The organism is Plantibacter sp. RU18, assembly GCF_050613355.1.
Taxonomy (GTDB): domain Bacteria; phylum Actinomycetota; class Actinomycetes; order Actinomycetales; family Microbacteriaceae; genus Plantibacter.
Genome location: NZ_CP159618.1, coordinates 2,747,047 through 2,773,421 on the forward strand (window position 1 = coordinate 2,747,047; position 26,375 = coordinate 2,773,421).

The 26,375-nt window shown below is 67.4% G+C and carries 19 protein-coding genes and 1 pseudogene; 5 read left to right on the forward strand and 15 right to left on the reverse strand.

The window, feature by feature from the left end; genetic code table 11:
- Positions 1–16: 16 nt before the first annotated feature.
- A complete protein-coding gene (gene ligA / locus ABMA10_RS13205) occupies positions 17–2,326 on the reverse strand; it encodes an NAD-dependent DNA ligase LigA (RefSeq protein ID WP_347869024.1) in 2,310 nt (769 codons plus the stop codon).
- A gap of 150 nt (positions 2,327–2,476) precedes the next feature.
- Here ligA and ABMA10_RS13210 point away from each other — a divergent pair, with 150 nt between their 5' ends.
- Positions 2,477–3,943 (forward strand): sugar porter family MFS transporter, encoded by a 1,467-nt coding sequence (locus tag ABMA10_RS13210; protein WP_347869023.1) that lies wholly within the window; start codon positions 2,477–2,479, stop codon positions 3,941–3,943.
- A 63-nt stretch (positions 3,944–4,006) separates the two neighbouring features.
- Here the strand turns inward: ABMA10_RS13210 and mnmA are convergent, their stop codons facing one another.
- Complete coding sequence (gene mnmA, locus ABMA10_RS13215; RefSeq protein ID WP_347869022.1) at positions 4,007–5,140, reverse strand: tRNA 2-thiouridine(34) synthase MnmA; 1,134 nt, start codon at positions 5,138–5,140, stop codon at positions 4,007–4,009.
- A 66-nt stretch (positions 5,141–5,206) separates the two neighbouring features.
- Positions 5,207–6,430, reverse strand: a complete 1,224-nt coding sequence (locus tag ABMA10_RS13220; RefSeq protein WP_347869021.1) for a cysteine desulfurase family protein — start codon at positions 6,428–6,430, stop codon at positions 5,207–5,209.
- A gap of 73 nt (positions 6,431–6,503) precedes the next feature.
- On the opposite strand from ABMA10_RS13220, the gene glgX reads away from it, so the two are divergent.
- Together glgX and ybaK are read left to right on the forward strand one after the other, a co-directional pair.
- Entirely contained in the window at positions 6,504–8,546 is a 2,043-nt protein-coding gene (gene glgX / locus ABMA10_RS13225; RefSeq protein ID WP_347869020.1) for a glycogen debranching protein GlgX, read from the forward strand.
- A 2-nt stretch (positions 8,547–8,548) separates the two neighbouring features.
- Entirely contained in the window at positions 8,549–9,040 is a 492-nt protein-coding gene (gene ybaK, locus ABMA10_RS13230) for a Cys-tRNA(Pro) deacylase (protein WP_347869019.1), read from the forward strand.
- A 39-nt stretch (positions 9,041–9,079) separates the two neighbouring features.
- Here the strand turns inward: ybaK and glgP are convergent.
- Positions 9,080–11,654 (reverse strand): annotated as a pseudogene (gene glgP / locus ABMA10_RS13235) (alpha-glucan family phosphorylase).
- A 170-nt stretch (positions 11,655–11,824) separates the two neighbouring features.
- Here glgP and ABMA10_RS13240 point away from each other — a divergent pair.
- Positions 11,825–13,864, forward strand: a complete 2,040-nt coding sequence (locus ABMA10_RS13240; RefSeq protein WP_431030614.1) for a maltotransferase domain-containing protein — start codon at positions 11,825–11,827, stop codon at positions 13,862–13,864.
- Positions 13,861–16,179 carry a 1,4-alpha-glucan branching protein GlgB gene (glgB, locus tag ABMA10_RS13245; protein ID WP_347869016.1) on the forward strand — a complete coding sequence of 773 codons (2,319 nt, stop codon included), beginning with the start codon at positions 13,861–13,863 and terminating at the stop codon, positions 16,177–16,179. The genes ABMA10_RS13240 and glgB overlap by 4 nt, the downstream gene beginning before the upstream one ends.
- A 76-nt stretch (positions 16,180–16,255) precedes the next feature.
- On the opposite strand, the gene ABMA10_RS13250 is transcribed toward glgB, so the two are convergent.
- From ABMA10_RS13250 to rpsB, 11 genes are all read right to left on the reverse strand, one after another.
- Positions 16,256–17,236 (reverse strand): tetratricopeptide repeat protein, encoded by a 981-nt coding sequence (locus tag ABMA10_RS13250; protein WP_347869015.1) that lies wholly within the window; start codon positions 17,234–17,236, stop codon positions 16,256–16,258.
- The gene (locus ABMA10_RS13255; RefSeq protein ID WP_347869014.1) at positions 17,233–19,116 is read right to left on the reverse strand and encodes a hypothetical protein; all 1,884 of its coding nucleotides are present in this window, start codon (positions 19,114–19,116) and stop codon (positions 17,233–17,235) included. The genes ABMA10_RS13250 and ABMA10_RS13255 overlap by 4 nt, the downstream gene beginning before the upstream one ends.
- A 120-nt stretch (positions 19,117–19,236) precedes the next feature.
- Positions 19,237–19,980: an alpha/beta hydrolase gene (locus ABMA10_RS13260; RefSeq protein ID WP_347869013.1), complete on the reverse strand. Its 744-nt coding sequence runs from the start codon at positions 19,978–19,980 to the stop codon at positions 19,237–19,239.
- A 55-nt stretch (positions 19,981–20,035) separates the two neighbouring features.
- On the reverse strand, positions 20,036–20,329 hold the full coding sequence (locus tag ABMA10_RS13265; protein ID WP_347869012.1) for a hypothetical protein: 294 nt from the start codon (positions 20,327–20,329) through the stop codon (positions 20,036–20,038).
- A gap of 56 nt (positions 20,330–20,385) precedes the next feature.
- Positions 20,386–21,054, reverse strand: coding sequence for a lytic transglycosylase domain-containing protein (locus ABMA10_RS13270; RefSeq protein WP_347869011.1), 669 nt, complete (start codon positions 21,052–21,054; stop codon positions 20,386–20,388).
- Positions 21,055–21,129: 75 nt separating this feature from the next.
- Complete coding sequence (locus tag ABMA10_RS13275) at positions 21,130–21,681, reverse strand: DivIVA domain-containing protein (protein ID WP_347869010.1); 552 nt, start codon at positions 21,679–21,681, stop codon at positions 21,130–21,132.
- Positions 21,682–21,730: 49 nt separating this feature from the next.
- Positions 21,731–22,777, reverse strand: coding sequence for a phosphatidate cytidylyltransferase (locus tag ABMA10_RS13280; protein WP_347869009.1), 1,047 nt, complete (start codon positions 22,775–22,777; stop codon positions 21,731–21,733).
- A 75-nt stretch (positions 22,778–22,852) separates the two neighbouring features.
- Complete coding sequence (gene frr / locus ABMA10_RS13285; RefSeq protein ID WP_347869008.1) at positions 22,853–23,407, reverse strand: ribosome recycling factor; 555 nt, start codon at positions 23,405–23,407, stop codon at positions 22,853–22,855.
- A 72-nt stretch (positions 23,408–23,479) separates the two neighbouring features.
- A complete protein-coding gene (gene pyrH, locus ABMA10_RS13290; protein ID WP_347869007.1) occupies positions 23,480–24,193 on the reverse strand; it encodes a UMP kinase in 714 nt (237 codons plus the stop codon).
- A gap of 168 nt (positions 24,194–24,361) precedes the next feature.
- Entirely contained in the window at positions 24,362–25,189 is an 828-nt protein-coding gene (gene tsf / locus ABMA10_RS13295; RefSeq protein ID WP_347869006.1) for a translation elongation factor Ts, read from the reverse strand.
- 18 nt (positions 25,190–25,207) lie between these two features.
- The gene (rpsB, locus tag ABMA10_RS13300) at positions 25,208–26,140 is read right to left on the reverse strand and encodes a 30S ribosomal protein S2 (protein ID WP_347869005.1); all 933 of its coding nucleotides are present in this window, start codon (positions 26,138–26,140) and stop codon (positions 25,208–25,210) included.
- Between the last annotated feature and the right edge of the window lie 235 nt (positions 26,141–26,375).

Here is a 26,375-nt window from a genome sequence, read left to right on the forward strand (position 1 = left end):
TCCGTGCCGAGGGCGCCTACTCCGCCGCGGGTTCCGCGGTCTCCGGCCCGGGTGTGGGCTCCGGCTCGCCGAGCGCTGCCGGCCCCTCGCTGACGAGGATGGCGAACTGGGCGGCATCGATGATGCGCACGCCGAGCGACTCCGCCTTCGCGAGTTTCGAGCCGGCCCCGGGCCCCGCCGCCACGAAATCGGTCTTCTTCGAGACGCTCGACGCGGCTTTGCCGCCGGCCTGGATGATCGCCTCCAGTGCGCCGTCGCGGGTGAAGCCGTCGAGTGAGCCGGTGGCGACGACGGTGAGGCCCGACAGCACGCCACCCTCGGCGACGGCAGCGCCCGGCCCGGGGTGACCGGGCGTCGTCCACTGCACCCCTGCCGCGGCCCAACGCTCGACGATGTCGCGATGCCAGTCGACGTCGAACCACGCGATGAGGGCGTCCGCGATGATCCCGCCGACCCGTTCGACCTCGGCGAGCTCCTCACGGGTGGCAGCACGGATGGCGTCGAGCGAGCCGAAATACTCTGCGAGCGAGCGGGCTGCGACCGGCCCGACATGGCGGATGTTCAGGGAGACGAGGAGCCTCGCCAGCGGCTTCGTCTTCGCGAGTTCGAGGTTCGCGAGCAGTTCGATCGCGTTCTTGGACGGGACGGAGAACTCGTCGCCGTCGAATTCGGCTGCCTCTGGGTCGTGGACGCCGTCCTTCTTCGCGCGCCGTCGACGGAACGGCGTGTCGGTCTTCTCGGATCCGTCATCGGTCAGCTTCGGCAGACCGGTCTCGGAGTCTCGGACGACCACCGTCACCGGGAACAGGTCTGCCATCGTCAGCGAGAAGAGGCCGGCTTCGGTCACGAGCGGTGGCTCTGCAGGCTCGAGCGGCTGAGTGAGAGCGGCCGCGGCCACCTCGCCGAGGGCTTCGACGTCGAGTGCCCCACGAGACCCGATGTGCTCGACCCGGCCACGCACCTGAGCGGGGCAGCTGCGCGCGTTCGGGCAGCGGAGGTCGATGTCGCCCTCCTTCGCCGGAGCGAGCGCCGTGCCGCACTCCGGGCAGTGCTCAGGCATGACGAATTCGCGCTCAGACCCGTCGCGGAGTTCGACCACGGGACCGAGGACCTCGGGAATGACGTCACCGGCCTTCCGAAGGACGACGGTGTCTCCGATGAGGACCCCCTTCGCCTTCACGACGTCCTGATTGTGGAGGGTCGCCTGACGGACCTCGCTACCGGCGACAAGCACCTTCTCCATCACTGCGAACGGCGTCGCGCGTCCAGTGCGACCGACGCTGACGACGATGTCGAGGAGTTTCGTGTTCACCTGCTCCGGTGGGTACTTGTACGCGATCGCCCAGCGGGGGGCCCGACTCGTCGCCCCGAGTTCGCCGTGCAGAGCGAGGTCGTCGACCTTCACGACGACGCCGTCGATCTCATGCTCGACACTGTCGCGGTGGGCGCCGAAGTACTCGATGAACTCTGCAGCGCCCGAAGCCTCATCGTGCACGCGGTAGTGGGTCGAGGTGGGCAGACCCCAGCTGTTCAGGAGTTCGTAGACCTGCGACTGACGCGCGACCGGCGGTTGCTCCCAGGCGCCGATGCCGTGGACGAGCATCTGCAGACGGTCGAGGCGGTCGTGCATCAGCGCGAGCTGCGCCGGATTCTTGCTCTCGGCCTTCTGCCGCAGGGAGCCGCTCGCAGCGTTCCGAGGATTCGCGAACACCCGCTCACCCGCCGCCGCCTGATTGGCGTTGAGCTCGCGGAACGACTCGACCGGGAAGAAGATCTCACCTCGGACCTCGACGACCTCCGGGAACTCGACGTCGGGGTCCGTGCTCGTCAGGCGCTCGGGGATGGATCGGATGAACCGCACGTTCTCGGTGACATCCTCGCCGACCACTCCATCGCCGCGCGTCGCGGCGCTCACCAGGCGGCCGCGCTCGTACCGGAGGTTGATCGCCAGGCCATCGATCTTCAGCTCGCACAGGTACTGCACAGAGCCGCCGGCGTCGCGTTCGACCTTCGCCGCCCAGGCGATGAACTCCTCGATGGAGAACACGTTGTCGAGGCTGAGCATGCGCTCGAGGTGGGTGACGGGTGCGAACAGCGTCGTCTCGGCGCGGCCCCCGACCGTCTGCGTGGGGCTGTCCTGGCTCTGCAGCTCGGGGAACAGGCGCTCGAGTTCTTCGAGGCGATGGATCATCCCGTCGTACTCGAGATCTGAGGCGAGCGACTCGTCGCGCTCATAGTAGGCGTCTCGCAGTTCGAGGATGCGAGAGGTGAGTTCCTCCGCCTCGGCCGATGCCTGCTGCAGGGTCTGTTCGTTGCCGTCGGTCACGACGCCAGTCTACGAGTGGCCTCAGACACGCGACGGGCGTTAACACCCGGCACGTTCTCCCCGTTCGGTGCAACGGGGTCTGGCAGCGCCCGAACGGGGAGTAGGGTGTCGCAGTGCCGCAGGAACGTTGCGCGCGGAATCGGAGGAACCATGTCCCAGTCCAGCAGCCCAGGAACGGGGACGGCGCCCACCAGCAAACAGCTGACAGCGCGTGTCGTCGGAATCTCCGTCTCCGCCGCTGTGGGTGGATTCCTCTTCGGCTTCGACTCGTCCGTCGTGAACGGCGCTGTCGACGCGATGCAGGACCACTTCGCGCTCAGTGACGCCCTCATCGGCTTCGCCGTCGCGTCCGCTCTCCTCGGGTGCGCGCTCGGCGCGTATCTGGCGGGTCGGATCGCCGACAGCCGCGGTCGGATCTTCACCATGCTGCTCGGGGCGATCCTGTTCTTCGTCTCGTCCTTCGGCGCCGGCTTCGCATTCTCCCCCTGGGACCTCGTCATCTGGCGGGTCGTCGGGGGCCTCGGCATCGGCATCGCCTCCGTCGTCGCTCCCGCGTACATCGCCGAGATCGCACCGAGCGCGATCCGCGGGCGCCTCGCATCACTCCAGCAGTTGGCGATCACGCTCGGCATCTTCGCGGCGCTGCTGTCCGACTCCGTCCTCGCGGGTGCCGCCGGTGGCGCGTCCAACCCGCTGTGGTTCGGCATCGAAGCCTGGCGCTTCATGTTCATCGCCTGCGCGATCCCCGCCGTCGTCTACGGGCTCCTCGCGCTGAGGCTGCCGGAGTCCCCGCGCTACCTCGTCCGCCAGGGGAAAGCGGACGAAGCCCGCCGCATCTTCGCGACCGTGTGGCCCCAGGCCGAGGTCGACCGTGCCGTCAAGCTCGCGGAGCAGGCGGTCAAGGACGACGAGCAGCAGAAGAAGGCGACGCTGTGGGGCGGCCGGTTCGGCCTCCTGCCCATCGTCTGGATCGGTATCATCCTGTCGATCTTCCAGCAGTTCGTCGGCATCAACGTCATCTTCTACTACTCGACGACGCTCTGGAAGGCCGTCGGTTTCGACGAGTCCAACTCGCTCCTCATCTCGGTCATCACCTCCGTGACGAACGTCGCTGTCACGATCGTCGCCATCCTGTTGGTGGACCGCATCGGGCGTCGGCCGATCCTCCTCGCGGGGTCCATCGGCATGACCGTCTCGCTCGGGGCGATGGCGATCGCGTTCACGCAGTCCATTACGAACGCCGCCGGAGATGTCTCGCTCCCGCAGCCCTGGGGCACCATCGCCCTGATCGCGGCGAACGTCTTCGTCGTCGCGTTCGGTGCGTCGTGGGGTCCGCTCGTCTGGGTGCTCCTCGGTGAGATCTTCCCGAACCGACTCAGGGCCAAGGCGCTCGGCGTCGCGGCGATGGCCCAGTGGATCGCCAACTTCCTCATCACCGTCAGCTTCCCGGCTCTCGCCGCGTTCTCGCTGCCGGTCACCTACGGCATGTATGCGTTCTTCGCCCTGCTCTCCTTCGTCTTCGTGCTCACGAAGATCCCCGAGACCAACGGCCTGACACTCGAAGAGGCGGAGACGCTCTTCGTGAAGAAACCCAAGAAGGGCGCGAAGACCGCCTGATCCGCTGACGAGGAACGCCCCACGAGCCATGGCTCGTGGGGCGTTCCTCGTCTGCGGTCGCCGCTATGCCGAGCTGTCAGCACTGCTGGCGTCTGCACCCACAGGAACGGCGCTGACGGTGCGATCGATGGTGAACTGCCCGAGCACACGCGTTCCGCTGTAGAGGACAGCGGTCTGACCGGGGGCGACACCGTCGAGCGGCGTCTCAGGATGCACGACGAGTTCTCCGTTGACCAGGGCGAGCGCTGCGGGGACCGGATCGGCGTGCGCGCGGATCTGGACGTCGCACGCGATGGGAGCGACGCCGACCGCGGGTGCACGCCCGGCCCAGGTATAGCGCGAACCCGCGATCTCGCCGATCGCGAGCGCCTCCTTCGGACCGACGACGACGGTGTTGTCCTTCGGGCGGACCTCGAGCACGAACCGCGGGCGTCCGTCCGGTGCCGGCACGCCGAGGTGCAGACCCTTCCGCTGGCCGACGGTGAACGCGTGGGCGCCCTCGTGTGAACCGACGACCGCTCCGTCGCGATCGAGGACCTGTCCGGTCTCCGTGCCGACGCGTTCACCCAACCAGCCCTTGGTGTCACCATCGGGGATGAAGCAGATGTCGTGGCTGTCCGGCTTGTTGGCGACGGTGAAGCCGCGCTCGGCTGCTTCAGCGCGCACCTCGGCCTTCGACGGCGTCGCACCGAGCGGGAACATCGAGTGGGCGAGCTGCTCGGTCGTGAGGACGCCGAGGACGTACGACTGGTCCTTCGCCCAGGCACTCGCCCGGTGCAGTTCGCGGTCGCCTTCCGGCGTCGTCACGATCGTCGCGTAGTGCCCCGTGACGACGGCATCGAACCCGAGGTCGATCGCCTTCTCGAGCAGGGCGGCGAACTTGATCTTCTCGTTGCAGCGCATGCAGGGGTTCGGCGTTCGACCGGCACGGTATTCGGCGATGAAGTCGTCGACCACATCGAGCTTGAAGCGCTCCGAGAAGTCCCATACGTAGTACGGGATGCCGATGAGATTCGCGGCACGCTGCGCGTCCATCGAGTCCTCGATCGTGCAACACCCTCGACTCCCGGTGCGCAGGGTGCCGGGCATCCGGCTCAGGGCCAGGTGGACGCCGACGACCTCATGCCCCGCGTCGACGGCACGCGCCGCGGCCACGGCGGAGTCCACTCCACCACTCATCGCTGCCAAGACTTTCACCGGGCAAGTCTACGCGCCAGCCGATGCGCAGCGCCCCTCAGCGGGCTCGGTGTCCACCAGGACGGGCTATGGGCGTGCGCCGAGTGCGGTGTCGCGGTCGGCTGAGCCCGCGCGGCTCGCGTGCGTGTACGCCGTCGGCAGCGCTCGGAGGAACGCATCGACGTCGGCGTCGGTCGTCGTGCGGCCGAGTGTGATCCGGAGTGCCGAGCGAGCGTCTCCCTCGGTCCGCCCCATCGCGAGGAGCACGTGCGACGGCTCGGGGACGCCCGCTTGACAGGCCGATCCCGTCGACACGGCGACGCCCGCGAGGTCGAGGAGGAACAGCATCGAATCACCCTGAGCGCCTGGGAACACGAAGTGCACGTTGGAGTCGAGTCGGTCGGTCGGATCTCCGCTCAACTGCGCGCCGGGCACGGCGGCGTGCACACCCGCGATCACACGGTCTCGGAGGGCACCGAGCCGAGCCTGCTCGGTCACCCGCTCCTCGGCCATCGCCGTCGCTGCGACGGCGAAACCGACCGCAGCGGCCACATCCTGCGTGCCGGATCGGAGTCCGCGCTGCTGCCCGCCACCATGCTGCAACGGTTCCACGACGGCGGCGCGGCTCACGACGAGCGCACCGATCCCCACCGGGCCGCCGATCTTGTGTGCGGACACACTGAGCGCGACGAGCCCGTTCGCACCGTTCGAGCCCGACGCTTCCCGGAGCGCGACGAGATCGATCGGCAGGTGTCCGTAGGCGGAGACCGCGTCCAGGTGGAACGGGACCGACGCCGTTGCGGCGAGCGCGGCGAGACCCGTCACGGGTTGGATCGTCCCGACCTCGTTGTTCGCCCACAGCGCGGTCGCGACGGCGATCTCCTGCCCGTACTCGGCGTACTGCTCGGCAGTGGCATCAAGCGTGGCGCGTCCGAGCTGGTCGAGCGGCGTCCAGTGTGCGGTAGCGCCCTCGTGTCGTTCGAGCCATTCGATCGTGTCGAGCGTCGCGTGGTGTTCGCCGTGTGGCGCGATCACGCCCGGGCGGCGGCGGGCTCGCTGCTGCTGCCAGTAGAGTCCCTTGATCGCGAGGTTGATGGATTCGGTGCCTCCTGAGGTGAACACGAGCTCGATCGGGTCGCAGCCGAGTGTCGCCGCGACGCTCTCGCGTGCTTCTTCGAGCAGGCGTCGTGCCTGCTGGCCGGGTCCGTGGATGGAGGCGGGGTTGCCGACGATCGCCATCGCTTCGGCGTAGGCCGCGATGACCTCGGCTCGGACCGGGGTCGTCGCCGCATGGTCGAGGTACACCGCCATGCTGCTCCTCCTGTCCGTTCGTCGCCCTGTCCGCGTGACGTCGGGGACTCGTGCACTCACTACTGTAGAACGCATGACCGCTGCTGAGCCCCTGCACGATCTCGGTGTCCGTCTCGGTCCGGGCGGCGGCGAACTCCGCGTCTGGTCGGAGCATGCTGATGCGCTCGAGCTCGTGATCTTCGATGACAAGGATCCGAACTGGATCACCCGGTCAGTCGACATGACCCGCGACGAGCACGGCGTGTGGACGGGCCGGTCTCGAAGCCTCATCCGCGGGCGTCGCTACGCTCTGCGCGCTTCCGGCCCGGTGTCTCCGACGAACGTCTTCAATCCACAGACGCTCCTGCTGGACCCCTATGCGCGCGGACTCGCGCGGGTGGCCGCCGAGCAGTGGCGTTCCGTGGTGATCGACGACGACTTCGATTGGGGCGGGGTCGAGAAACCGCGCATCCCGCTCGACCGGACCGTCGTGTACGAAGCGCATGTGAAGGGGCTCAGCAAGCTCCACCCGGACGTCCCGGAGGAGCTCCGCGGCACCTATGCGGGTCTTGCGCACCCGGCGATGATCGCCCATCTGCACTCGCTCGGTGTGACCAGCATCGAGCTGCTCCCCGTGCACGCCTTCACCTCGGAGCAGCGGCTCATCAAGCAGGGTCTCGTCAACTACTGGGGCTACAACACGCTGAACTTCTTCAGCCCGCATGCCCCGTACGCGACGAAGGCGGCTCAGGCGGCCGGTGCCGATGCGGTGCTCCGCGAGTTCAAGGGAATGGTCAAGCTGCTCCACGAGGCAGGTCTCGAGGTCATCCTCGACGTCGTGTACAACCACACGGCGGAAGAAGGCCCCGGGGGCCCTCGCACGAGCTTCCGCGGCATCGACAACGCGAGCTACTACCGCCAGACCGAGGATGGCGCGTACATCGACGTGACCGGCTGCGGCAACACCGTCGATTTCGGCCACCCGGTCCCCCAGCAGCTCGTCATCGACTCACTGCGGTACTGGGCCGAGGACGTCCAGATCGACGGTTTCCGTTTCGACCTCGCGGCGACGCTCGGGCGGAACGAGGACGTGGAGTTCACTCGTGACCATCCTCTGCTCGGCGCGCTCCTGACCGATCCCTCGCTGGTCGATGCGAAGATGATCGCCGAGCCCTGGGATGTCGGCATGGGCGGCTGGCAGACCGGCAACTTCCCGGACGGGTGGCACGAGTGGAACGACCGGTACCGTGACCGCGTGCGGAACTTCTGGCTGTCGGACATCGACTACGCGAGGCGCGCAGACGCCCCGGTCGGCATCGGGGGTTTCGCGACGCGCCTCGCCGGGTCGAGCAACACGTTCTCGGCCGAGCGTGGTCCGCTCGCCTCCGTCAACTTCATCACCGCGCATGACGGCTTCACCCTCGCCGACCTGGTGTCCTATGACGTGAAGCACAACGTCGGCAACGGCGAGTCCAACCGCGACGGGACAGACAACAACCGTTCGTTCAACCATGGCGCAGAGGGTCCGACAGACGACGCCGGGATCCTCGCCGCCAGGCGGAAGGCGATGCGCAACCTCCTCGGCACTCTGCTGCTGTCCTCCGGCATCCCGATGATGACCGCTGGCGATGAGTTCGGACGGAGCCAGCGCGGGAACAACAACGCGTACTGCCACGACTCCGAGCTCACCTGGGTGGGTTGGTCCAGGGAACCATGGCAGGAGCAGCTCTTCGCGCACTCCCGTCGCCTGCTGGAACTCCGTCGCACGAACCCGGCGCTCCGTCCGAAGCGGTTCGCCGCCGAAGGGACACAGGTGCCCAGTGCGAGCGTGATGGACTGGTTCGACGCTTCCGGTGAGACGATGAGCACCGATGACTGGACGAGTCCCAGGAACCGCACGCTCCAGTTCTTCTCGACGAGCACACCTGAGGAGGAGGAGCTCAATCGGATCCTGCTGATCGTCCATGGCGTGGAGCAGCCGACCGACGTCACGCTCCCCGAGCACGCGGGCGTCACCTCGTACCTCCGTGTGTGGAACTCTGCAGACGACCTGCCTTCCGAGCAGGAGGACACCTTCGCCCCAGGGCAGGTCGTGCCCGTCTCAGCCACCTCGATGCAGCTCTTCCGGGCCGTCTGACCGTGGCGAGGCGGAAGGTCGAGGGTGGCGGCACTCCGGCGACCGTCGAACTGACGAAGCTGGGGATCGCGTTCACGCCCCACCCGTACGAGCATGATCCCGCCGCCCCGAGTTACGGCCTCGAAGCCGCAGCGGTGCTCGACGTCGAGCCGGAACGAGTTTTCAAGACCCTGCTGGCGGACGTGGACGGCGTCCTCGTCGTCGGTATCGTCCCCGTCTCCGGGCAACTCGACCTGAAGGCGCTCGCGAGTGCGGTCGGCGGCAAGCGCGCTGTCCTGGCCGATCCCGCGGTGGCGGAACGCAAGACCGGCTACGTTGTCGGCGGGATCAGCCCGATCGGCGGGCGTACGAGGCTCCGCACCGTCCTCGATGCGAGCGCGGGCGACCACCCAACGGTGTTCGTGTCGGGCGGCCGTCGCGGGTTCGACATCGAACTCGCACCGTCCGACCTGTCGGCCGCCGTCTCAGCGATCATCGCGTCGATCGGTCGCTGACGACACGCTCATCCTCCGTCGACGACCGTGGCGGACGCGTCAGGTCGTGGCGAGCGCGACCAGGCCGAGTTCGGCCGGTGTCAGGAGCAGCTCATGACGCGGCACGATCCGAACCGTGTATCCGAAGCCTCCAGCTCGGTCCAAGGGCAGCGTCCCTGCGAACTCGAGTGTGCTCTCCGGCCGGTTGGTCGACGACGACTGCTGCCAGACGAGCGGCTGCGTCCGCGTGTCGAGCAGCTCGCCGCCGACTCCCGGCACGTCGCAGACGACCTCGACCGAGACATCCTCGGGCGAGAGTTCGCCGAGCTGCACGTACGCACGCAGACGCAGCACATCACCCACCTGCGGCACCTCGTCGACACCCCCCGCTCTCGACGTGGGCGACGGCGAGCTGCGGCCAGGCGGCACGGATCCGCTGCTTGTACGCGGCGAGCTCTCGCGCCCGCAACTGGTCGGATGCGGCGAGCGTCGCCTCCATCGCGGCGGCCGGCAGGTACATCCGCTCGGTGTACTCGCGCACCATACGGTCGGCGCTGAGCGGCTCGGAGAGTGTTGTGATCGTGTGGCGCACCATGCGCATCCAGCGCTCCGGCACGGCGTCGTCGCCGCGGTCGTAATAGCGCGGGGCGAGTTGGTGCTCGATCAGTTCGTAGAGCGCCGTCGCCTCGAGCGCGTCCCGCTCGTCGTCGTCGGTGGCGCCGTCGGCGGTCGGGATCGCCCAACCGTTCTCGCCGTCGGAGAACTCGTCCCACCAGCCGTCGAGGATCGACAGGTTGAGCGCTCCGTTCAAGGCCGCCTTCATCCCGGACGTCCCGCACGCCTCGAGAGGCCGGAGCGGATTGTTCAGCCACACGTCGCAGCCCGGGTACATGGTCTTGGCCATCCCGATGCCGTAGTCGGGCAGGAAGACGATCCGCGAGCGCAGCTGCGGGTCCTGGGCGAACTGCACGAGCTGCTGGATGAGCCGCTTGCCGTCGTCGTCGGCAGGGTGCGACTTCCCGGCGACGACGATCTGCACCGGGCGCTCGGGATGAAGCAGGATGGCCCGCAGCCGTTCCGGATCGCGCAGCATCAGCGTGAGGCGTTTGTAGCTCGGGACGCGTCGCGCGAACCCGATCGTGAGGACGTCCGGATCGAGGAGCTGGTCGATCCACGACGGCACGACCGCGTGCGGATTGTCCGTCCGGTAGCCTGCCGCGATCCGGTGCCTGACGTCAGCGACGAGGCGATCGCGCATTCCGCGCTTCACGCCCCAGAGCTGCGCATCGGTGATCGAGGGATCCGCCCAGTCGGCACGACTCGTCTCCGCACTCCCCCACCGCTCCTCGGCCAACTCGATGAGGGACGGATCGGTCCAACTCGGGGCGTGCACACCGTTGGTGATCGATGTGATCGGTACATCCGAGACGTCGAACCCCGGCCACAGACCACGGAACATCTCCCGGCTCACCGCGCCGTGCAACCGGCTCACACCGTTCGCACGCTGCGCGAGGCGGAGCCCCATGATCGCCATGTTGAACACATCGGGCGAACCACCGTTCGCGGTCTCGTCGCCGAGCGCGAGGACCTCGTCGACGCCGACCCCGGGCAGGAGGTCCCCGGTGAAGTACCGGGCGATGACCGATCGATCGAACCGGTCGATCCCGGCCGGTACGGGAGTGTGGGTCGTGAAGACGGTGCCACCGCGGACGAGCTGCAGCGCCTCGTCGAAGGACAGGCCGTTCCCGACGAGATCGCTGATGCGTTCCAGACCGAGGAACCCCGCGTGCCCTTCGTTCGAGTGGTACACCTGCGGAAGGGGTTGGTCGGTGCGTTCACTCCACTGCTTGATCGCTCGGACGCCGCCGATCCCGAGCAGGAGCTCCTGCAGGAGACGATGCTCGCCACCGCCGCCGTAGAGCCGGTCGGTGACCGCGCGGAGCTCCGCGACGTTCTCGGGGATGTCGGTGTCGAGCAGCAGTAGCGGAACCCGCCCGACATCCGCGATCCAGACGCGGGCGTTCAGCGTCCGGTCGTCCGGCAGTGCGAGGGTGACGGTGACCGGCGTGCCGTCAGGATCGCGGAGCACCGTCACGGGGAGGCCGTCCGGATCCTGGACGGGATAGCTCTCCTGCTGCCAGCCGTCGCTCGTCAGGGATTGAGCGAAGTATCCGGAACGGTAGAGCAATCCGACGCCGACCAGTGGCACACCCAGGTCGGAGGCGCTCTTCAGATGGTCCCCGGCCAGGATCCCGAGGCCTCCGGAGTACTGCGGGAGCGCCGCGGCGATGCCGAACTCCGGCGAGAAGTACGCGATCGACTGCGGTTTCGGATCCGGCAGCCCCTGGTACCAGCGCGGCTCTGCGAGGTACCGGCGGAGCTCCTCATGCAGGGTTCGCGCTCGGCCGACGAAGTCCGCATCGCTCGCGAGATCGGCCAGACGCTCCGGGGTCACGAGTCCGAGCCCGCTGATCGGATCGTGGTCCGTGTCGCGCCAGATCTCCGGCGCGATCTCATCGAACAAGCGCTGCGTCGGCTCGTGCCACGACCAGCGGAGGTTGGCGGCGAGGGCTGCGAGCGGGCTCAGGGACTCGGGAATGAGCGCGCGGACGGTAAACCTGCGGATAGCCTTCACGCGCTCACTCTAGAGCACCAGCCCAGCTCCTCCAGGGCACCCACCCGACGCGTGAACGAACACCCGGCGACTTCCCCTTATCACGGTGTGCTTCGACCCGCGCGGCCCATCATCGGGCATCGTTTCGCGGTACGGTCGGACGAGTGGCACCGAAGGAGATGGAACGCACTATGCCGAAGTCAGTACCGCAGTCCTCCACCGTCGTCGAGGCCGAGCTCGTCCCGAGCATCGGTCGCATCCCGATCCTCGCCCCGACACCAGTCGTCGACGGTGGCCGATGGGCGGCGAAGGCCTTCGCGGGAGAAGTCGTCCCGTTCGGCGCCACCGCGTTCCGCGAGGGCCACGACCTCATCGGCGCCGAGCTGCTCCTCACGGATCCGGCCGGTGCGACCACGACGCACCGGATGGCGCCAGGCGCTCCCGGCACCGACCGCTTCGAAGTCGAGGTCCAGCTCGCCACCCAGGGAGCATGGACGTACCGTGTCCGAGCCTTCGCCGACGAGTTCGCGACCTGGGAGCACAATGCGAGCGTCAAGATCGCCGCGGGTGTCGACGTCGAACTCATGTACCTCATCGGCGCCCAACTGTTCGAGGCAGCGGCATCCGACAAGCAACGTCCGCTCAAGGACCGCAAGGCCTTGGCCGCGCGGGCGTCCATCCTCCGTGACAGCGCGGCGGCTCCGGAGGTCCGGTTCGCCGTCCTCGATGATCCGCAGGTGCTCGCCATCGCAGCACGACAGCCGTTCGCCGGACTGTCGAGCACCACTGAGCCGCTCATCATCCGCGTCGAGCGGACCCGCGCCGGCATGGGTTCCTGGTACGAGTTCTTCCCCCGCTCCGAGGGCGCAAAACGTCGCCCAGACGGTTCCTGGGTCTCCGGCACCTTCCGCACGGCCGCGAAGCGGCTGCCGGCCGTCGCAGCCATGGGCTTCGACGTGCTGTACCTGCCTCCGATCCACCCGATCGGCGAGACCTTCCGCAAGGGTCCGAACAACACCCTGACACCCGGCGAACACGACCCGGGATCCCCGTGGGCCATCGGCGGCGCTGCCGGTGGCCACGATGCGATCCACCCCGAGCTCGGCACGGTGAAGGACTTCAGCTTCTTCCTCAGCCAGGCGGAGAAGGTCGGTCTCGAGGTCGCACTGGACCTCGCGCTCCAGGCCTCGCCGGACCACCCGTGGGTCACCGAGCACCCCGAATGGTTCACGACGCTTCCGGACGGCACGATCGCCTACGCCGAGAACCCGCCGAAGAAGTACCAGGACATCTACCCGGTCAACTTCGACAACGATCCAGAGGGCATCCGGGCGGAAGTGCTGCGGATCGTGCGCTACTGGATGTCACTCGGCGTCCGCATCTTCCGAGTCGACAATCCGCACACGAAGCCCCTCGACTTCTGGGAATGGCTCATCGGGACCATCAATCGGACAGCCCCGGACGTCGTCTTCCTCGCCGAGGCTTTCACCCGCCCGGCGCTCCTACAGGGACTCGCGAAGGTCGGTTTCCAACAGAGCTACACCTACTTCACGTGGCGGAACACGAAGGAGGAGCTCGAGGAGTTCCTCGGCGCCGCGGCCACCGAGACCGCCGACTTCCTACGCCCGAACCTCTTCGTCAACACGCCGGACATCCTCACGGAGTACCTGCAGTTCGGCGGGCGGGCGGCGTACAAGGTCCGCGCCGCCATCGCTGCGACCGCCGCGCCGACGTGGGGCGTCTACGCCGGCTATGAGCTCGTCGAGAACGTCGCACGGCCCGGTGCGGAAGAGAACATCGACAGCGAGAAGTTCGAATTCCGTCCTCGCGAATGGGCGAAGGCCGAGGCAGCCGGCGCGTCACTCGCACCGTATCTGACCCTCTTGAACGACGCGCGGCGCCAGCACCCGGCACTCCGGCAACTCCGCAACATCCGCTTCCACTGGAGCGACGACGAACAGATCCTCGTCTACAGCAAGCACCTGGACGCCGCCTTCACCGGGACGGGAGCCGCGGACACGATCATCGTCGTCGCCAACCTCGATCCGCATTCGGTGAGGCAGACCATGGTGCACCTCGACCAGACGATGTTCGGCGGCGTGCAGGGTGGCAGCCTCGACGTCACCGACCTCATCACGGGGGCCGAGTGGATCTGGACCGACAGCAACTTCGTGAAACTCGATGCGTTCACCGAGCCGGTGCACATCCTGAACGTGAGGATCCGACCATGACCACACCAACCCCCGCCGGTGGCGAAGCGGACGCCCCGAAGCGGAGCGGACGCCGTGCGGCGCCGTCCCCGTTGACGTCTGCCGTTCCTCCCGCAGTGTCTGCGTCTCGCGACAAGCCGCATGAACTCGTCCTCCCCTCGATCGAGGACTGGGTGCTCGACGCCGTGGCCGGCGGCCGCTTCCACGATCCCCACCAGATCCTCGGCCAGCACAGCGTGTCGGTCGACGGCGTGAGTGACCCTCTCACCGTCGTACGGGCGCGCCGCCCGCTCGCACAGCAGGTGACCGCCGTCCTGGCGAGTGGTGCACGCGTCGAACTCGCCCACGTGCGAGCCGGCATCTGGCAGGGCTTCCACCTCGACGGGATCGTCGACTACTTGCTCGAGGCCCGCTACGACGACGGCGTGACCTGGGCCGCAGAGGACCCGTATCGCTTCCGACCGTCGATCGGGGAACTCGACCTCCATCTGATCGGCGAAGGCCGCCACGAACAGCTCTGGGAGGCGCTCGGCTCGCACGTCACCGAACTCCAAGGCGCCGCATCCACCACCTCCGGTACCGCCTTCACCGTCTGGGCGCCTCACGCACGTGCCGTCAGAGTCGTCGGCGACTTCAACGGCTGGGACGGCGCTGCTCACGCGATGCGCAACATGGGCACCACGGGTGTCTGGGAACTCTTCATCCCGGGCATCGGGACCGGCGAGCTCTACAAGTTCGACATCCTCACCCAGGCCGGCGAGTGGGTCCGCCGCGCCGACCCGATGGCCCGCTTCACCGAGAAGCCACCGGCTACCGCGTCGGTGACCGGTGTGAGCAGCTATCGCTGGACCGACGGCGACTGGCTCGAACGCCGCGCCGCGTCGGACCCGCACGACGGTCCCATGAGTGTCTACGAGCTGCACGTCGGGTCCTGGCGACCCGGCCTCGGCTACCGCGAGCTCGCCGATCAGCTCATCGAGTACATCGGCGAACTCGGCTACACGCACGTCGAGTTCATGCCGCTCTCCGAGCATCCCTTCGGCGGCTCCTGGGGGTACCAGGTCACGGGGTACTACGCACCGACGAGCCGCTTCGGCTCCAGCGACGACCTCAAGTACCTCATCGACCGCCTCCACGGCGCCGGCATCGGCGTCTTCATGGACTGGGTGCCCGGGCACTTCCCGAAGGACGAGTGGGCACTCGCCAACTTCGACGGCCAGCCACTGTACGAACACCCCGACCCGCGTCGCGGCGAGCAGCTCGACTGGGGCACTCTGGTGTTCGACTTCGGCCAACCACAGGTCAAGAACTTCCTCGTCGCGAACGCCCTGTACTGGCTCGAGGAGTTCCATGTCGACGGGCTCCGAGTCGACGCCGTCGCCTCGATGCTGTACCTCGACTACTCCCGCAAGGAAGGCGAATGGCTGCCGAACATCCACGGTGGCCGTGAGAACCTGGAGGCCATCAGTCTCCTCCAGGAAGCCAACGCGACCGCCTACAAACGCAATCCCGGGATCGTCATGATCGCTGAGGAGTCGACGAGCTGGCCCGGCGTCACGGCGCCGACACGCGATGGCGGCCTCGGCTTCGGCCTGAAGTGGAACATGGGTTGGATGCACGACTCGCTCGAGTACATCCAGCACGACCCGCTGTACCGCTCCCACCATCACGGTGAGATCACCTTCTCGTTCCTGTATGCGTTCAGCGAGAACTTCATGCTGCCGATCAGCCACGACGAGGTCGTGCACGGCAAAGGCTCCCTGCTCGCGAAGATGCCCGGCGACCACTGGCAGCAGCTCGCGAACATGCGCGCCTATCTGGCGTTCATGTGGGCGCACCCGGGTAAACAGCTCCTCTTCATGGGCCAGGAGTTCGGTCAGCCCTCTGAGTGGTCCGAGGAACGCGGACTCGACTGGTGGATCCTCGACCAGCCGAGCCACCGCGCACTGCTCGGGCTCGTCTCACGGCTCAACTCGGTCTACAAGGAGCATCCGGCGCTCTGGGCGAGGGACCACGAGGCCGGTGGTTTCGAGTGGCTCGACGGTGGCGACTCGCAGAACAGCGTGCTGTCGTTCCTCCGTTGGGACCACGACGGCAACGTGATCGCCGCGCTGGTCAACTTCTCCGGAGCACCCGTGGGTCCGTACCGTGTGGGGCTGCCGCTCGCTGGGCGGTGGGAGGAACTCCTGAACACCGACGCCGTCGAGTACGGCGGCTCCGGTGTCGGCAACTACGGCGCGGTCGAGGCGACGGACGTCCCGTGGTCGGGACGCCCGGCTTCAGCGGAACTGACGCTACCGCCACTGGGGATGCTCTGGCTGAAACACGTGGGCTGAGCAAGCGCCGGCAATTGTACGCTCGAGTCCCGCTTCCGGAGCGGAAGCGGGCCTCGGGCGTACGATCGCACCGGGCTCAGTACAGGAGGTTGGTCAGCCGTCCGCGAGCCTTGACGACGCGTGGGTCGGTGGAACCTGCGACCTGGAACAGTTCGAGCAGGCGGGTCCGCACCGTGTCCTTGCCTGCCTGATCCAGTTCGGGGAAGAGCGTCAGGAGTCGGTCGAACGAGTCCTCGAGGTGCCCACCGGACAGATCGAGATCTGCGACCAGGAGCTGGGCGTCGAGGTCCTCCGGGGCAGCGGCAGCTCCCCCACGGATCGCATCGAGGGTCTTGCCCGCGAGGCGGTCCAGCAGACGCACCTGCGCCAGGCCGGCGACCGCCATGTCGTCCTTCGGGTTCTGCGCGATCGCCTTCTCGTACGCGGCGATGGCCGCCGGGTAGTCGGCACGCTCGATCGCGTCGTACGCTTCGGCATGGAGCGGCGGGAGCGGCGGCTCGACAGGCTCGGCTGGAACAGCCTCCGCAGTCTGCTCCGCGACGATCGCCCGACCGGCGACACCGTTCTGTTCGGCGAGTTGCAGGAGCTGTTCGATCACGTCACGCACCTGCGACTCGGGAATCGCTCCGTTGAACATCGGCACCGGACGACCGCCGACCACCGCGACGACCATCGGGATCGACTGCGCCTGGAACGCCTGCGACAGCTGAGGGTTCGAATCGACGTCGACCTTCGCCAGCACGAAGCGTCCTGCGTATTCGATCGCAAGGCTCTCGAGTACCGGCGACAGCTGCTTGCACGGCCCGCACCACTCTGCCCAGAGGTCGATGACGACCGGCACGACGGATGAGAGTTCGACGACCTGCCCGAAGCCGTCGTCGGTCGCGTCGAAGACGAGGGATGGTACCTCGACGGTCTGGCCCGCGGTGGCGCCTGGCGCCTCTGCTGGGGCGCCCACCGGCGGCTGGGCAGCGGGTGGCGTCTGGTGGCGACGGGCGAGTCCCGAGAGGTCGACGGCGCCGCGCAGGTGCGCTGCGCTCGGCTCGGCGGCACTCACGGGAGCTCCGACGCGGCGATGAGGGACTGGGTGAAACCGAGCAAGGTGATCTTCTCTCCGGAGTTGACGGCTGGCACGTAGAACAGGAGCTGGTCGCCGTAGGTGGCTTGGGTACCCTTCGCGCTCTCGGTGATCCCGGAGAGCGCGGCGACCGCACCAAGAGGTTTCACGGTAGCACCGGCTGTCACGACCGTGACCACCTCGCCCTCGTGCACGTTGACGGCGACGATGGCGCCGGAGTCGTTCGTCGCGAGCGCGACGTCGGGCCCGGTTCCCGCAGCAGCCGAGAAGGCGATGCTGGCAGTGGTCGGCAGGTTGGCCGCCTTGGTCGCCCGGTCGGCGGCGACCTGAGTTCGGAAGACATCGCCTTCGGCGTCGAAGAGCCCGGCGAAGGTGCTCGCGTCACCGTTGGTGATGATGTCGGCATACGCCGCGGCGATCTGCTCGGGAGCCAGTACGAGGAGTTTCGAGTCCGGTGGAACGCTGGCAGCGCCGATGGTCGCTGGAGCGACGTTCTCGAGTCTGGCGCCTTCGAGCAGCTTCTCCGCGTAGACGACCTGGTAATTGGACCGAGGATCTTCCTGGGTCATCACGAGCACGGTCGGGGACACGGTCTCGTCGTCCTTGTCCTGGATCGCCGTCATGACGGTGCGCGGCCACGCGTCAGTGGCCTGCGGCAGCGTGAGGGTCACAGGAGATGCAGGGATCAGCGTCGGTCCTGCCGCATCGGCCACGGCCGTGCGGAGCGCGTAGTTCGCAGTACGCTCCTCCAACGCCGGACCGGCGAACCTCACGGCCGCAGCTGTCCCGTCGAGCGCTGCGTCGGCCTCGGATGCGGCCGTCGAGATGCGGGAGACGATGCGTTCGACCTGGGGAACGGTCACGACCGGTGCTGCGAAGTCCTGGTCCTGGCTGTCAGCGGGGAGCTCGGTCGCCGTGACGCTCGGCGTGGGAGAGGCTTGACCGATGCTCGGCCAGTAGTCCTGCGAGCAACCGCTCAGGCCCAGGGTGCCGACGAGGACGAGTGGGACTCCGATGACGATCGAACGGCGGAGCGGGTTGCGCCCGGACGGCTTCGAACCGAGTTCGGCGTCGCGACGGGACTTCTGCGGCTTGGGAGGTTTCGGCATCTTGCTGAGGCCCTTCTGACCCTGGGTGATCCCCTTGCGACGAGGGCCACGCGAGCGGCGCATCCGCTGGATTCCGGACAGGTAGAGGGCGATACCGGCAAGCAGCACGATGATGCCACCCGTGATGAGCGGACCCGCCCAGGGCGTCGCGTTGTCGAGTGGCCACGACAGCTTCACCGAGTCGGGGGCTGCAGCTGTCCCGTCGGTCGCGATGAGCACGTCGATGTCCTTCGGGAGGCTGAGGGTCGTGATCACCGCGCCCGCCTCATCGTACTCACCGAGCCAGAGGTCGGAGCCGCGCGGATCGGGACCCGTATCCGTCGTCGCTGCGTCGTCGCCCGAGGCGTCGGGTGCGGGAGTGGCCACCGCATCCGGCGCGTCGGCGGCCGAATCGTCGTCCGTGGCCGAATCGTCGTCGCCCGGCTCGACACTCGTCGTGGTGAGCTCGGTTCCGGCACTGTTCACCCCGACACGGGTGTACGGCTCGTCACCGAGCCACGCTGTGATGTCGTCCGCGCGCCCGTAGCTCATGAAGACCTGGGTGTCGCCGCCGGCGTTCGCCACGATCGACTGCGCGCCCGGCTGCGACTGCAGCACGCTGCCGGGGATGACGATGAATCGCTCACCGCTGTCCACCGTCGCCGACAGGCTGAAGGTACCGGGCTGCAGGAACACCGTCCGCTGCGCGATACCCGTCACGATCATGACGGCTGCCACGACGAATGCTGCGATGGCGAGAACGAAACGCACGGAAAACTCTCCTCTGGCGTCGGGAGTGACGCGTGTGATCGTGCGCCCGACGGGACTCCGGCGATTCGGGCCGGCACGAGACGCAGATGCTTGAGACTATCGGATGTGTCTGGGAGGCTGCTAGACGGCCGCTGGGAGGCCCGTCGCCGGCCACGTCGTCGGCAGTGGCAGCGCGGCCGGATGCACCGCGCCCACGATCTCCGACAGCACTCGGGCGGTCTGCGTCTCTCCCACCCAGAGATGCTTCGCTCCATCCACGGCCACAAGCGTCGTGTGGGGCACGGTCGCGAAACGGTCGGTCGCCTCATCGGGACGGAGGTAGTCGTCGAACTCGGGCACGAGCACGACAAGCGGTCTGGTGTCGCCGGCCCAAGCCCGCAACTCCTCACCGCTCGTCCGGTGCAACGGCGGCGAGAGCAGGATGACGCCTTCCGCGGCAGTCTCGCGGCCGTACTTCAAGGCGATCTCCGTGCCGAACGACCAACCGAGCAGCCACGGATGCGGGAGCCCACGGGCTGCGACGAACGCCATTGCCGCCTCGAGGTCGGCGCGCTCGCCCGTGCCGCCGTCGAAGGCTCCGTCGCTCGTCCCTCGTGGCGAAGACGTCCCCCGCGTGTTGAACCTGAGCACCGCGACACCGGCAAGTGCTGGAAGCCGCGCAGCCGCCTTGCGGAGCACGTGCGAGTCCATGAAACCGCCCGCCGTCGGCAGCGGATGCAGCGTCACCAACGTCGCCACGATCAGACCGTCCACCGGAGTCGCGAGCTCTCCGACGAGCGTGAGACCGTCCGATGTGTGCAGCTCGATGTCCTCACGAACGGCGGGCAGCTGTGCACTCCCCCTGATCTCGATGGTGTCGGTCATGTCGTGCGTCCTCCTCGGAGCGGAACGGATGAAGCGACCAATGGCCGCGAAGCGGTCAACGGATACGCCAGCAGTGCGTGTGCCAGTGCCGACGTGCGGCGATGTCCGCCTGGTCTCCCATCAGACCATCCGCGCGCCACGTCACGAGATGTGCAGTACCCGGAAGGATCGTCTGGGCGCAGCCGGGGCACACGTAGGGCTTCTGGGCACTCGCGGCGCTGATCGGCTGGACGTACCAGGAGCCGTCCCGATGATCTTCGGAGCGTTTCCAACCCGTCATCATGCGATCGAGGCCGCTGCCTTCGTCGTCGTCTCCGGGCCGAGGCCGGTGGCGGTGGTGTCGAGGCATGTGACAAGTCTATGCACAGCGCTCACGACGGGTGTGGTGGCACGGAGCGTGGCGACTCAGTACCAGCCGGCGCTCTCAGAATGCGCCCAGGCCCCACAGGGCGTGCTGTAGCGGCTCGTGATGTAGCCGAGGCCCCAGGTGATCTGAGTCGCTGGGTTCGTCGCCCAGTCCGCGCCTGCCGAAGCCATCTTCGAGCCCGGCAGGGCCTGCGGGATTCCCGTTGCGCCGGAACTGGCGTTGTAGGCGTACACGTTCCAACCCGACTCGCGATTCCAGAGCGACACCAGGCAGCTGTACTCGCCCTCACCCCAGCCGTTCGCCATGACCATCTCGTAGGCGATGGCCTGAGCTGTTCCCGGATCCGGGACGCCGGCGGCGGGAGCGCTGCCGGAGGACGACGAGGCGTCGTCGGTGGTCGCCGGAGTCGCGACGACGGGCGGAGGCGGTGGCGCGACGACCTCGTAGTTGTCGCGCGAGAACGTGTATTGGAAGTTCGCACTGGCGACGACGGACTGCGCGGCAGTACCGCCGAACTGTGATTCCTGCTCGACATACGACGACGCGACGACGCTCGAGGTGGGATCCACCATGGTCACTGCGACGAAACCGAACGCCGCTGTTGCAGCGAAGATTCCGAGGACCTTCTTGCCACGCGAGCGCGGGCGCCGGTACGCCTGAACAGCCTTACCGGACGACGGCTGGGCTGAGGGTTTCCATGAGGTCACGTCAGTTGAGTGTTGAGGCACGATGCATCGATGGTAGCCGAGAAAGCCTGATCAGGCCAACGGTGGAACGGATCTTCAGCGAACCGCCAGCATGACGTCCACCACACTGTCCAGCAGCGCGTCGACCTGGGACTCGCGATACCCCGCCCACTGGTTGCGGAAGACGGCCGTGCGGACGCGGTCCACGCTGAGCGGCGTCCCGTCGTGGAAGTAGGCGACAAGGCGGTCTGCGAGCGCGTCGACGTCCTTCTTGCTGTATCCGCGGGACAGGAAACTGACGCGATCGAACCGCTGTCCCTCCGGACGGGTGAGCCGGTTCAAGATGACCTGAGCAGTCCCCCGCGCTTCACGGAGCCACTCCTTCGCCCCGCGCTCTTCGACCGTGCGCTCACGCTCTCGGAGCGAGAAGGCGTCCTCGAGGCGCTCGAGTGCCGCGTCCACGTGCTCCGTGCTGTAGCCGCCACGGCTCAACCGGAAGGCGACGTGCCTGATGTCCTCCGCCGTCAGCACCGGTTCCTTCCCGCTGTCCTGCGCGTATGCCGCGCGCGCACGGTCGAGGAACTCGTCGACCTCGTCGGGGTCGTAGCCACGCTTCGAACGTTTTGAGGAGGGAAAGGTCGTGCTCACCCGACCATTCTCCCCCATGGGGGGCTGAACAGACGAAATCCACCCGCGATCAGGCCGCAAGGCCGCCGAACAACAGGAAGACGACATAAGCGACGACAGCCGACGGCAGGATCGAGTCGAGACGGTCCAGGAAGCCGCCGTGCCCGGGCAACCAGGAACTCATGTCCTTGATGCCGATGTCCCGCTTGATGAGCGACTCGCCGAGATCACCCACGGTCGCACTCCCGAGCAGCAACAGGCCGAGCAGTACACCGACCCACCACGGCACGCCGAGCATCAGGATCGCGAGCAGCACACCGGCGACGATCGCAGCGACGCCGGCTCCGGCGAACCCCTCCCAGGTCTTGTTCGGGCTGATCACCGGCGCCATCTTGTGCTTGCCGAACGAGAGACCGCTCGCGTAGGCACCGACGTCGACGCAGATGACGAGGATCAGGAAGGTGAGCGTCCACCACTCTCCGTCGGGCTGCGCCACCAGGAGCACCGCGAACGAGGCCAGGAACGGCACGTACACCTGGATGAATGTCCCGGAGACGATGTCGCGGACGAGCGTCGGCAGATCGGTCCGGCGCGACACGACCAGCTGTTCCGCGACGCGCCACACGACGACGAACAGGATTCCGAGCAGGACCACGGCCCAACGCCACACGTCGTGCAGGAAGAAGGCCGCCGGTTGCATGGCCACGGCGGAGATCACCGTCGGGATCGCCGGGACCCGGCGACCCGTCTGCTCGAGCGCTTGACGCAGTTCGAGCGCAGCGAAGGCGACGACGGCGGCCGCGAGCACGACGAAGATCACCTTGAAGATGATGAGGCTCACCAGCATGATGCCGCCAGCGGCGACACCGATCAGGATCGCATTGACGAGGTTGCGCCCGACTCGAGCTTCGATGCGTTCGTTCGTCGCGTCGAACTGCGCCTTGGTGGCCTGCACCTGACGCTCGATGTCTGCGCGCGTGACCTCAACCTGACGCTCGAACTTCGCGCGGCGGTCCTTCAGCTGCGAGCGGATCTCCTGCGGGCCGAGCTTGCCGTGCCGAGCCGGATCCGGCGTCGTCGGCTCACCCGACTTCCCTGAAACGACTTCGTCTTCCACGGGTACCTCCAGCGGGCCAGCCGACGACGATCGGGCGGATCGGGCGGCGAACGGATTCAGCGGATGTGGAACTGCTCAGATGGAGAGCAGCTCGGTCTCCTTGGCCTTCAGTGCCGAGTCGACGGCGTCGATGTGCGACTTCGTGATCGACTCGAGCTCCTTCTCGCCACGTGCCACGTCGTCGTCGCCGACCTCGCTCTTCAGCGCCTCGAGATCGTCCTTGCCCTTGCGGCGGATGTTCCGGATGGACACCTTGGCGTCCTCACCCTTGCCGCGCACGATCTTGACGTACTCCTTGCGGCGCTCGGCCGTCAGTTCGGGCATGGTGACCCGGATGACCGTTCCGTCGTTCGTCGGGTTCGCTCCGAGGTTCGGGATGTCGCGGATCGCGTGCTCGATGTCACGCAGGGCGGTCTTGTCGTAGGGCGTCACGACGATGGTGCGCGCCTCCTGATTCTGCAGGGAGGCGAGCTGCGCCAGCGGGGTCGGCGTGCCGTAGTAGCTCACCAGGACCTTCTGGAAGAGCTGGGGGTTGGCGCGACCCGTTCGCACTGTGGCGAAGTCGTCCTTGGCGGCCTCGACGGCCTTCGACATCCGGGTTCCAACATCCGAGAGGACATCCGCGATCACGAGCACTCCTTTGATTGCATTACTGGGTTCAGTCTAGTCGGGCGCCGGCCTGCGGCAGGATCGCCCTGCCGCTCACGCGGAGGTGACGAGGGTACCGATCTTCGCGCCTCGGATCGCAGCGGTCACGTTGCCCGCCGGCTCCATCCCGAACACCCGCATCGGCATGCCGTTGTCCATGCAGAGGCTGAAAGCGGTCGAATCGACGACCTTGAGTCCGCGCTGGAGCGCCTCCTGATAGGAGATCGTGTCGATCTTCGTGGCGGTCTTGTCCAGACGCGGATCGGCCGTGTACACGCCGTCGACCCCGTTCTTTGCGACGAGCACCTCATCCGCACCGATCTCGAGCGCGCGCTGCGCCGACACGGTGTCGGTCGAGAAATACGGCAGTCCGGCACCGGCCCCGAAGATGACGACGCGGCCCTTTTCGAGATGCCGTTCCGCACGCAGGGGGATGTACGGCTCTGCCACCTGCGTCATCGCGATCGCGGACTGCACGCGCGTCGCCGCGCCTGCCTGCTCGAGGAAGTCCTGCAGGGCGAGTGCGTTCATCACCGTGCCCAGCATGCCCATGTAGTCGGCACGACCACGGTCCATGCCGCGCTGGCTGAGTTCCGCGCCGCGGAAGAAGTTTCCTCCACCGACGACGATCGCCACCTCGACTTCAGCGGTCGCTTCAGCGATCTCGCGAGCGATGGCCCCGACCACGTCCGGGTTGACGCCGAGCTGGCCACCTCCGAACGCCTCACCTGACAGTTTGAGCAGTACTCTGCGCTTCTTCTCCGGCATCCGCCTGTCCTTCCTCGTCCCTCACACAACCTAGTGCCACGAGCCGTTCGCTGTCCTCGACAGCCGTCGGCCCGACGGCTGGATCGTCACCGATCCCGCGCGCGCAGTTCTGCCCGCGCACGCAAAGGGTCCGGATCGCCACTGGCGATCCGGACCCCGTCACAACTGTTACGCGCCGACCTTGAAGCGGGCGAACCCGGTCACGGTCAGGCCCGCGTCAGCGAGCACCTTCTGGACGGACAGCTTGTTGTCCTTGGCGTAGTCCTGCTCGAGCAGTGCCACCTGCTTGAAGTACGAGGTCACGCGACCTTCGACGATCTTCGGCAGAGCCGCTTCGGGCTTGCCCTCGTTCTTCGAGATCTCGGTGACGATCTCGCGCTCCTTCTCGACCTCGTCGGCCGGGACGTCGTCGCGGCTGAGGTAGGAGGGGTTCGCGAAGGAGATGTGCTGCGCGATGCTGCGAGCCGTCTCCGCGTCGTCGCCCGTGTACCCCACGACCACGCCGACCTGCGCGGGCAGGTCCTTGTTGGTCTTGTGGAGGTAGACGGCGAAGTGCTCGCCCTCCACCACCGCGAGGCGGCGGAGTTCGAACTTCTCACCGATGATCGCAGCGGAGTCAGCGATGACCTCGGCGACGGTCTTGCCGTCGACCGGAGCCGCGTTCCCCTCATCGACCGTGGTCGCGCCGGCGGCGACGACTGCGTCGAGGACGAGGTCGGAGAGGGCGAGGAACTTCTCACCCTTCGCGACGAAGTCGGTCTCGCAGGCCAGCTCGATGAGCGTGGCGGTCGTGCCGTTCTCCTTCGCAGCGACGAGACCTTCGCTCGTGGAGCGGTCGGCACGCTTCGCGTTGCCCTTCGCACCCTTGAGACGCAGGATCTCGGTCGCCTTCTCGACGTCGCCTTCGGCTTCGACGAGTGCGTTCTTGGTGTCGACCATGCCGGTGCCGAGCTGCTCGCGCAGCGCCTTCAGGTCAGCAAGAGAAAAATTGGCCATTGCTGGTGATCTCCTTGATTACTTCTCGTCGGCGGCGACGACGGCCTCAGCGGCAGCTGCACCCTCGGCGTCGGCGACGGACTCGGTTGCAGCGACCTCGACGTCTTCGACAGCTGGGGCTGCCTCGACGGCGTCAGTGGCTGCGATGGCCTCATCGGCGACCTTCTCGGTCTCGGCGGAACCCTGCTCGCCGCCCTGGAGCAACTCCTGCTCCCACTCGGCGAGCGGCTCGGCGGGGGCGTCGCCCTCGGTCGGCTTCTGGTGGCGCTGGATGAGCCCCTCAGCGGCGGCGTCTGCGATGATGCGCGTCAGCAGGCCGACCGAACGGATGGCGTCGTCGTTACCCGGGATCGGGTAGGTGACCTCGTCGGGGTCGCAGTTGGTGTCGAGGATACCGATGACCGGGATACCGAGCTTGCGCGCCTCGTCGATCGCGAGGTGCTCCTTCTTGGTGTCGACGACCCAGAGCGCCGAAGGCGTCTTCGAGAGGTTGCGGATACCGCCGAGCGACTTGTGGAGCTTGTCCAGCTCGCGCTTCTTGATGAGGAGTTCCTTCTTGGTGAAGCCGCTCTTGGAAGCGTCCTCGAAGTCGAGCTCCTCGAGCTCCTTCATGCGGGCCAGGCGCTTCGACACCGTCTGGAAGTTGGTGAGCAGGCCACCGAGCCAGCGCTGGTTGACGTAGGGCTGGCCCACGCGCGTCGCCTGTTCGGCGATGACTTCCTGAGCCTGCTTCTTCGTTCCGACGAAGAGGATGGTGCCGCCGTGGGCGACCGTCTCCTTGACGAAGTCGAACGCCTGGTCGATGTAGCCGAGCGACTGCTGCAGGTCGATGATGTAGATGCCGGAACGCTCGGTGAAGATGAATCGCTTCATCTTCGGGTTCCAACGGCGGGTCTGGTGCCCGAAGTGCACGCCGCTGTCGAGCAGCTGGCGGATGGTTACGACGGCCATGAGCCGTTCTCCTGTTCTGCGCTCGCCACACCACCGCTCACGCGGTCGGGTGGGAGTGCCTCGGTTGTCTGACGGACCGGATGGTCACGTCCCTGGTGCCCGGCGCACGTCCGCCACGCTCAGAAGAGCGAGGACCGAATGGATGTGTTGGCCGAAATGGCACGCGTAGTCACCCCGACGAGCGAGGTGCTCCGGACAGCATAGCATCCGAGCCGATTGTGACGGCGCTCCACAG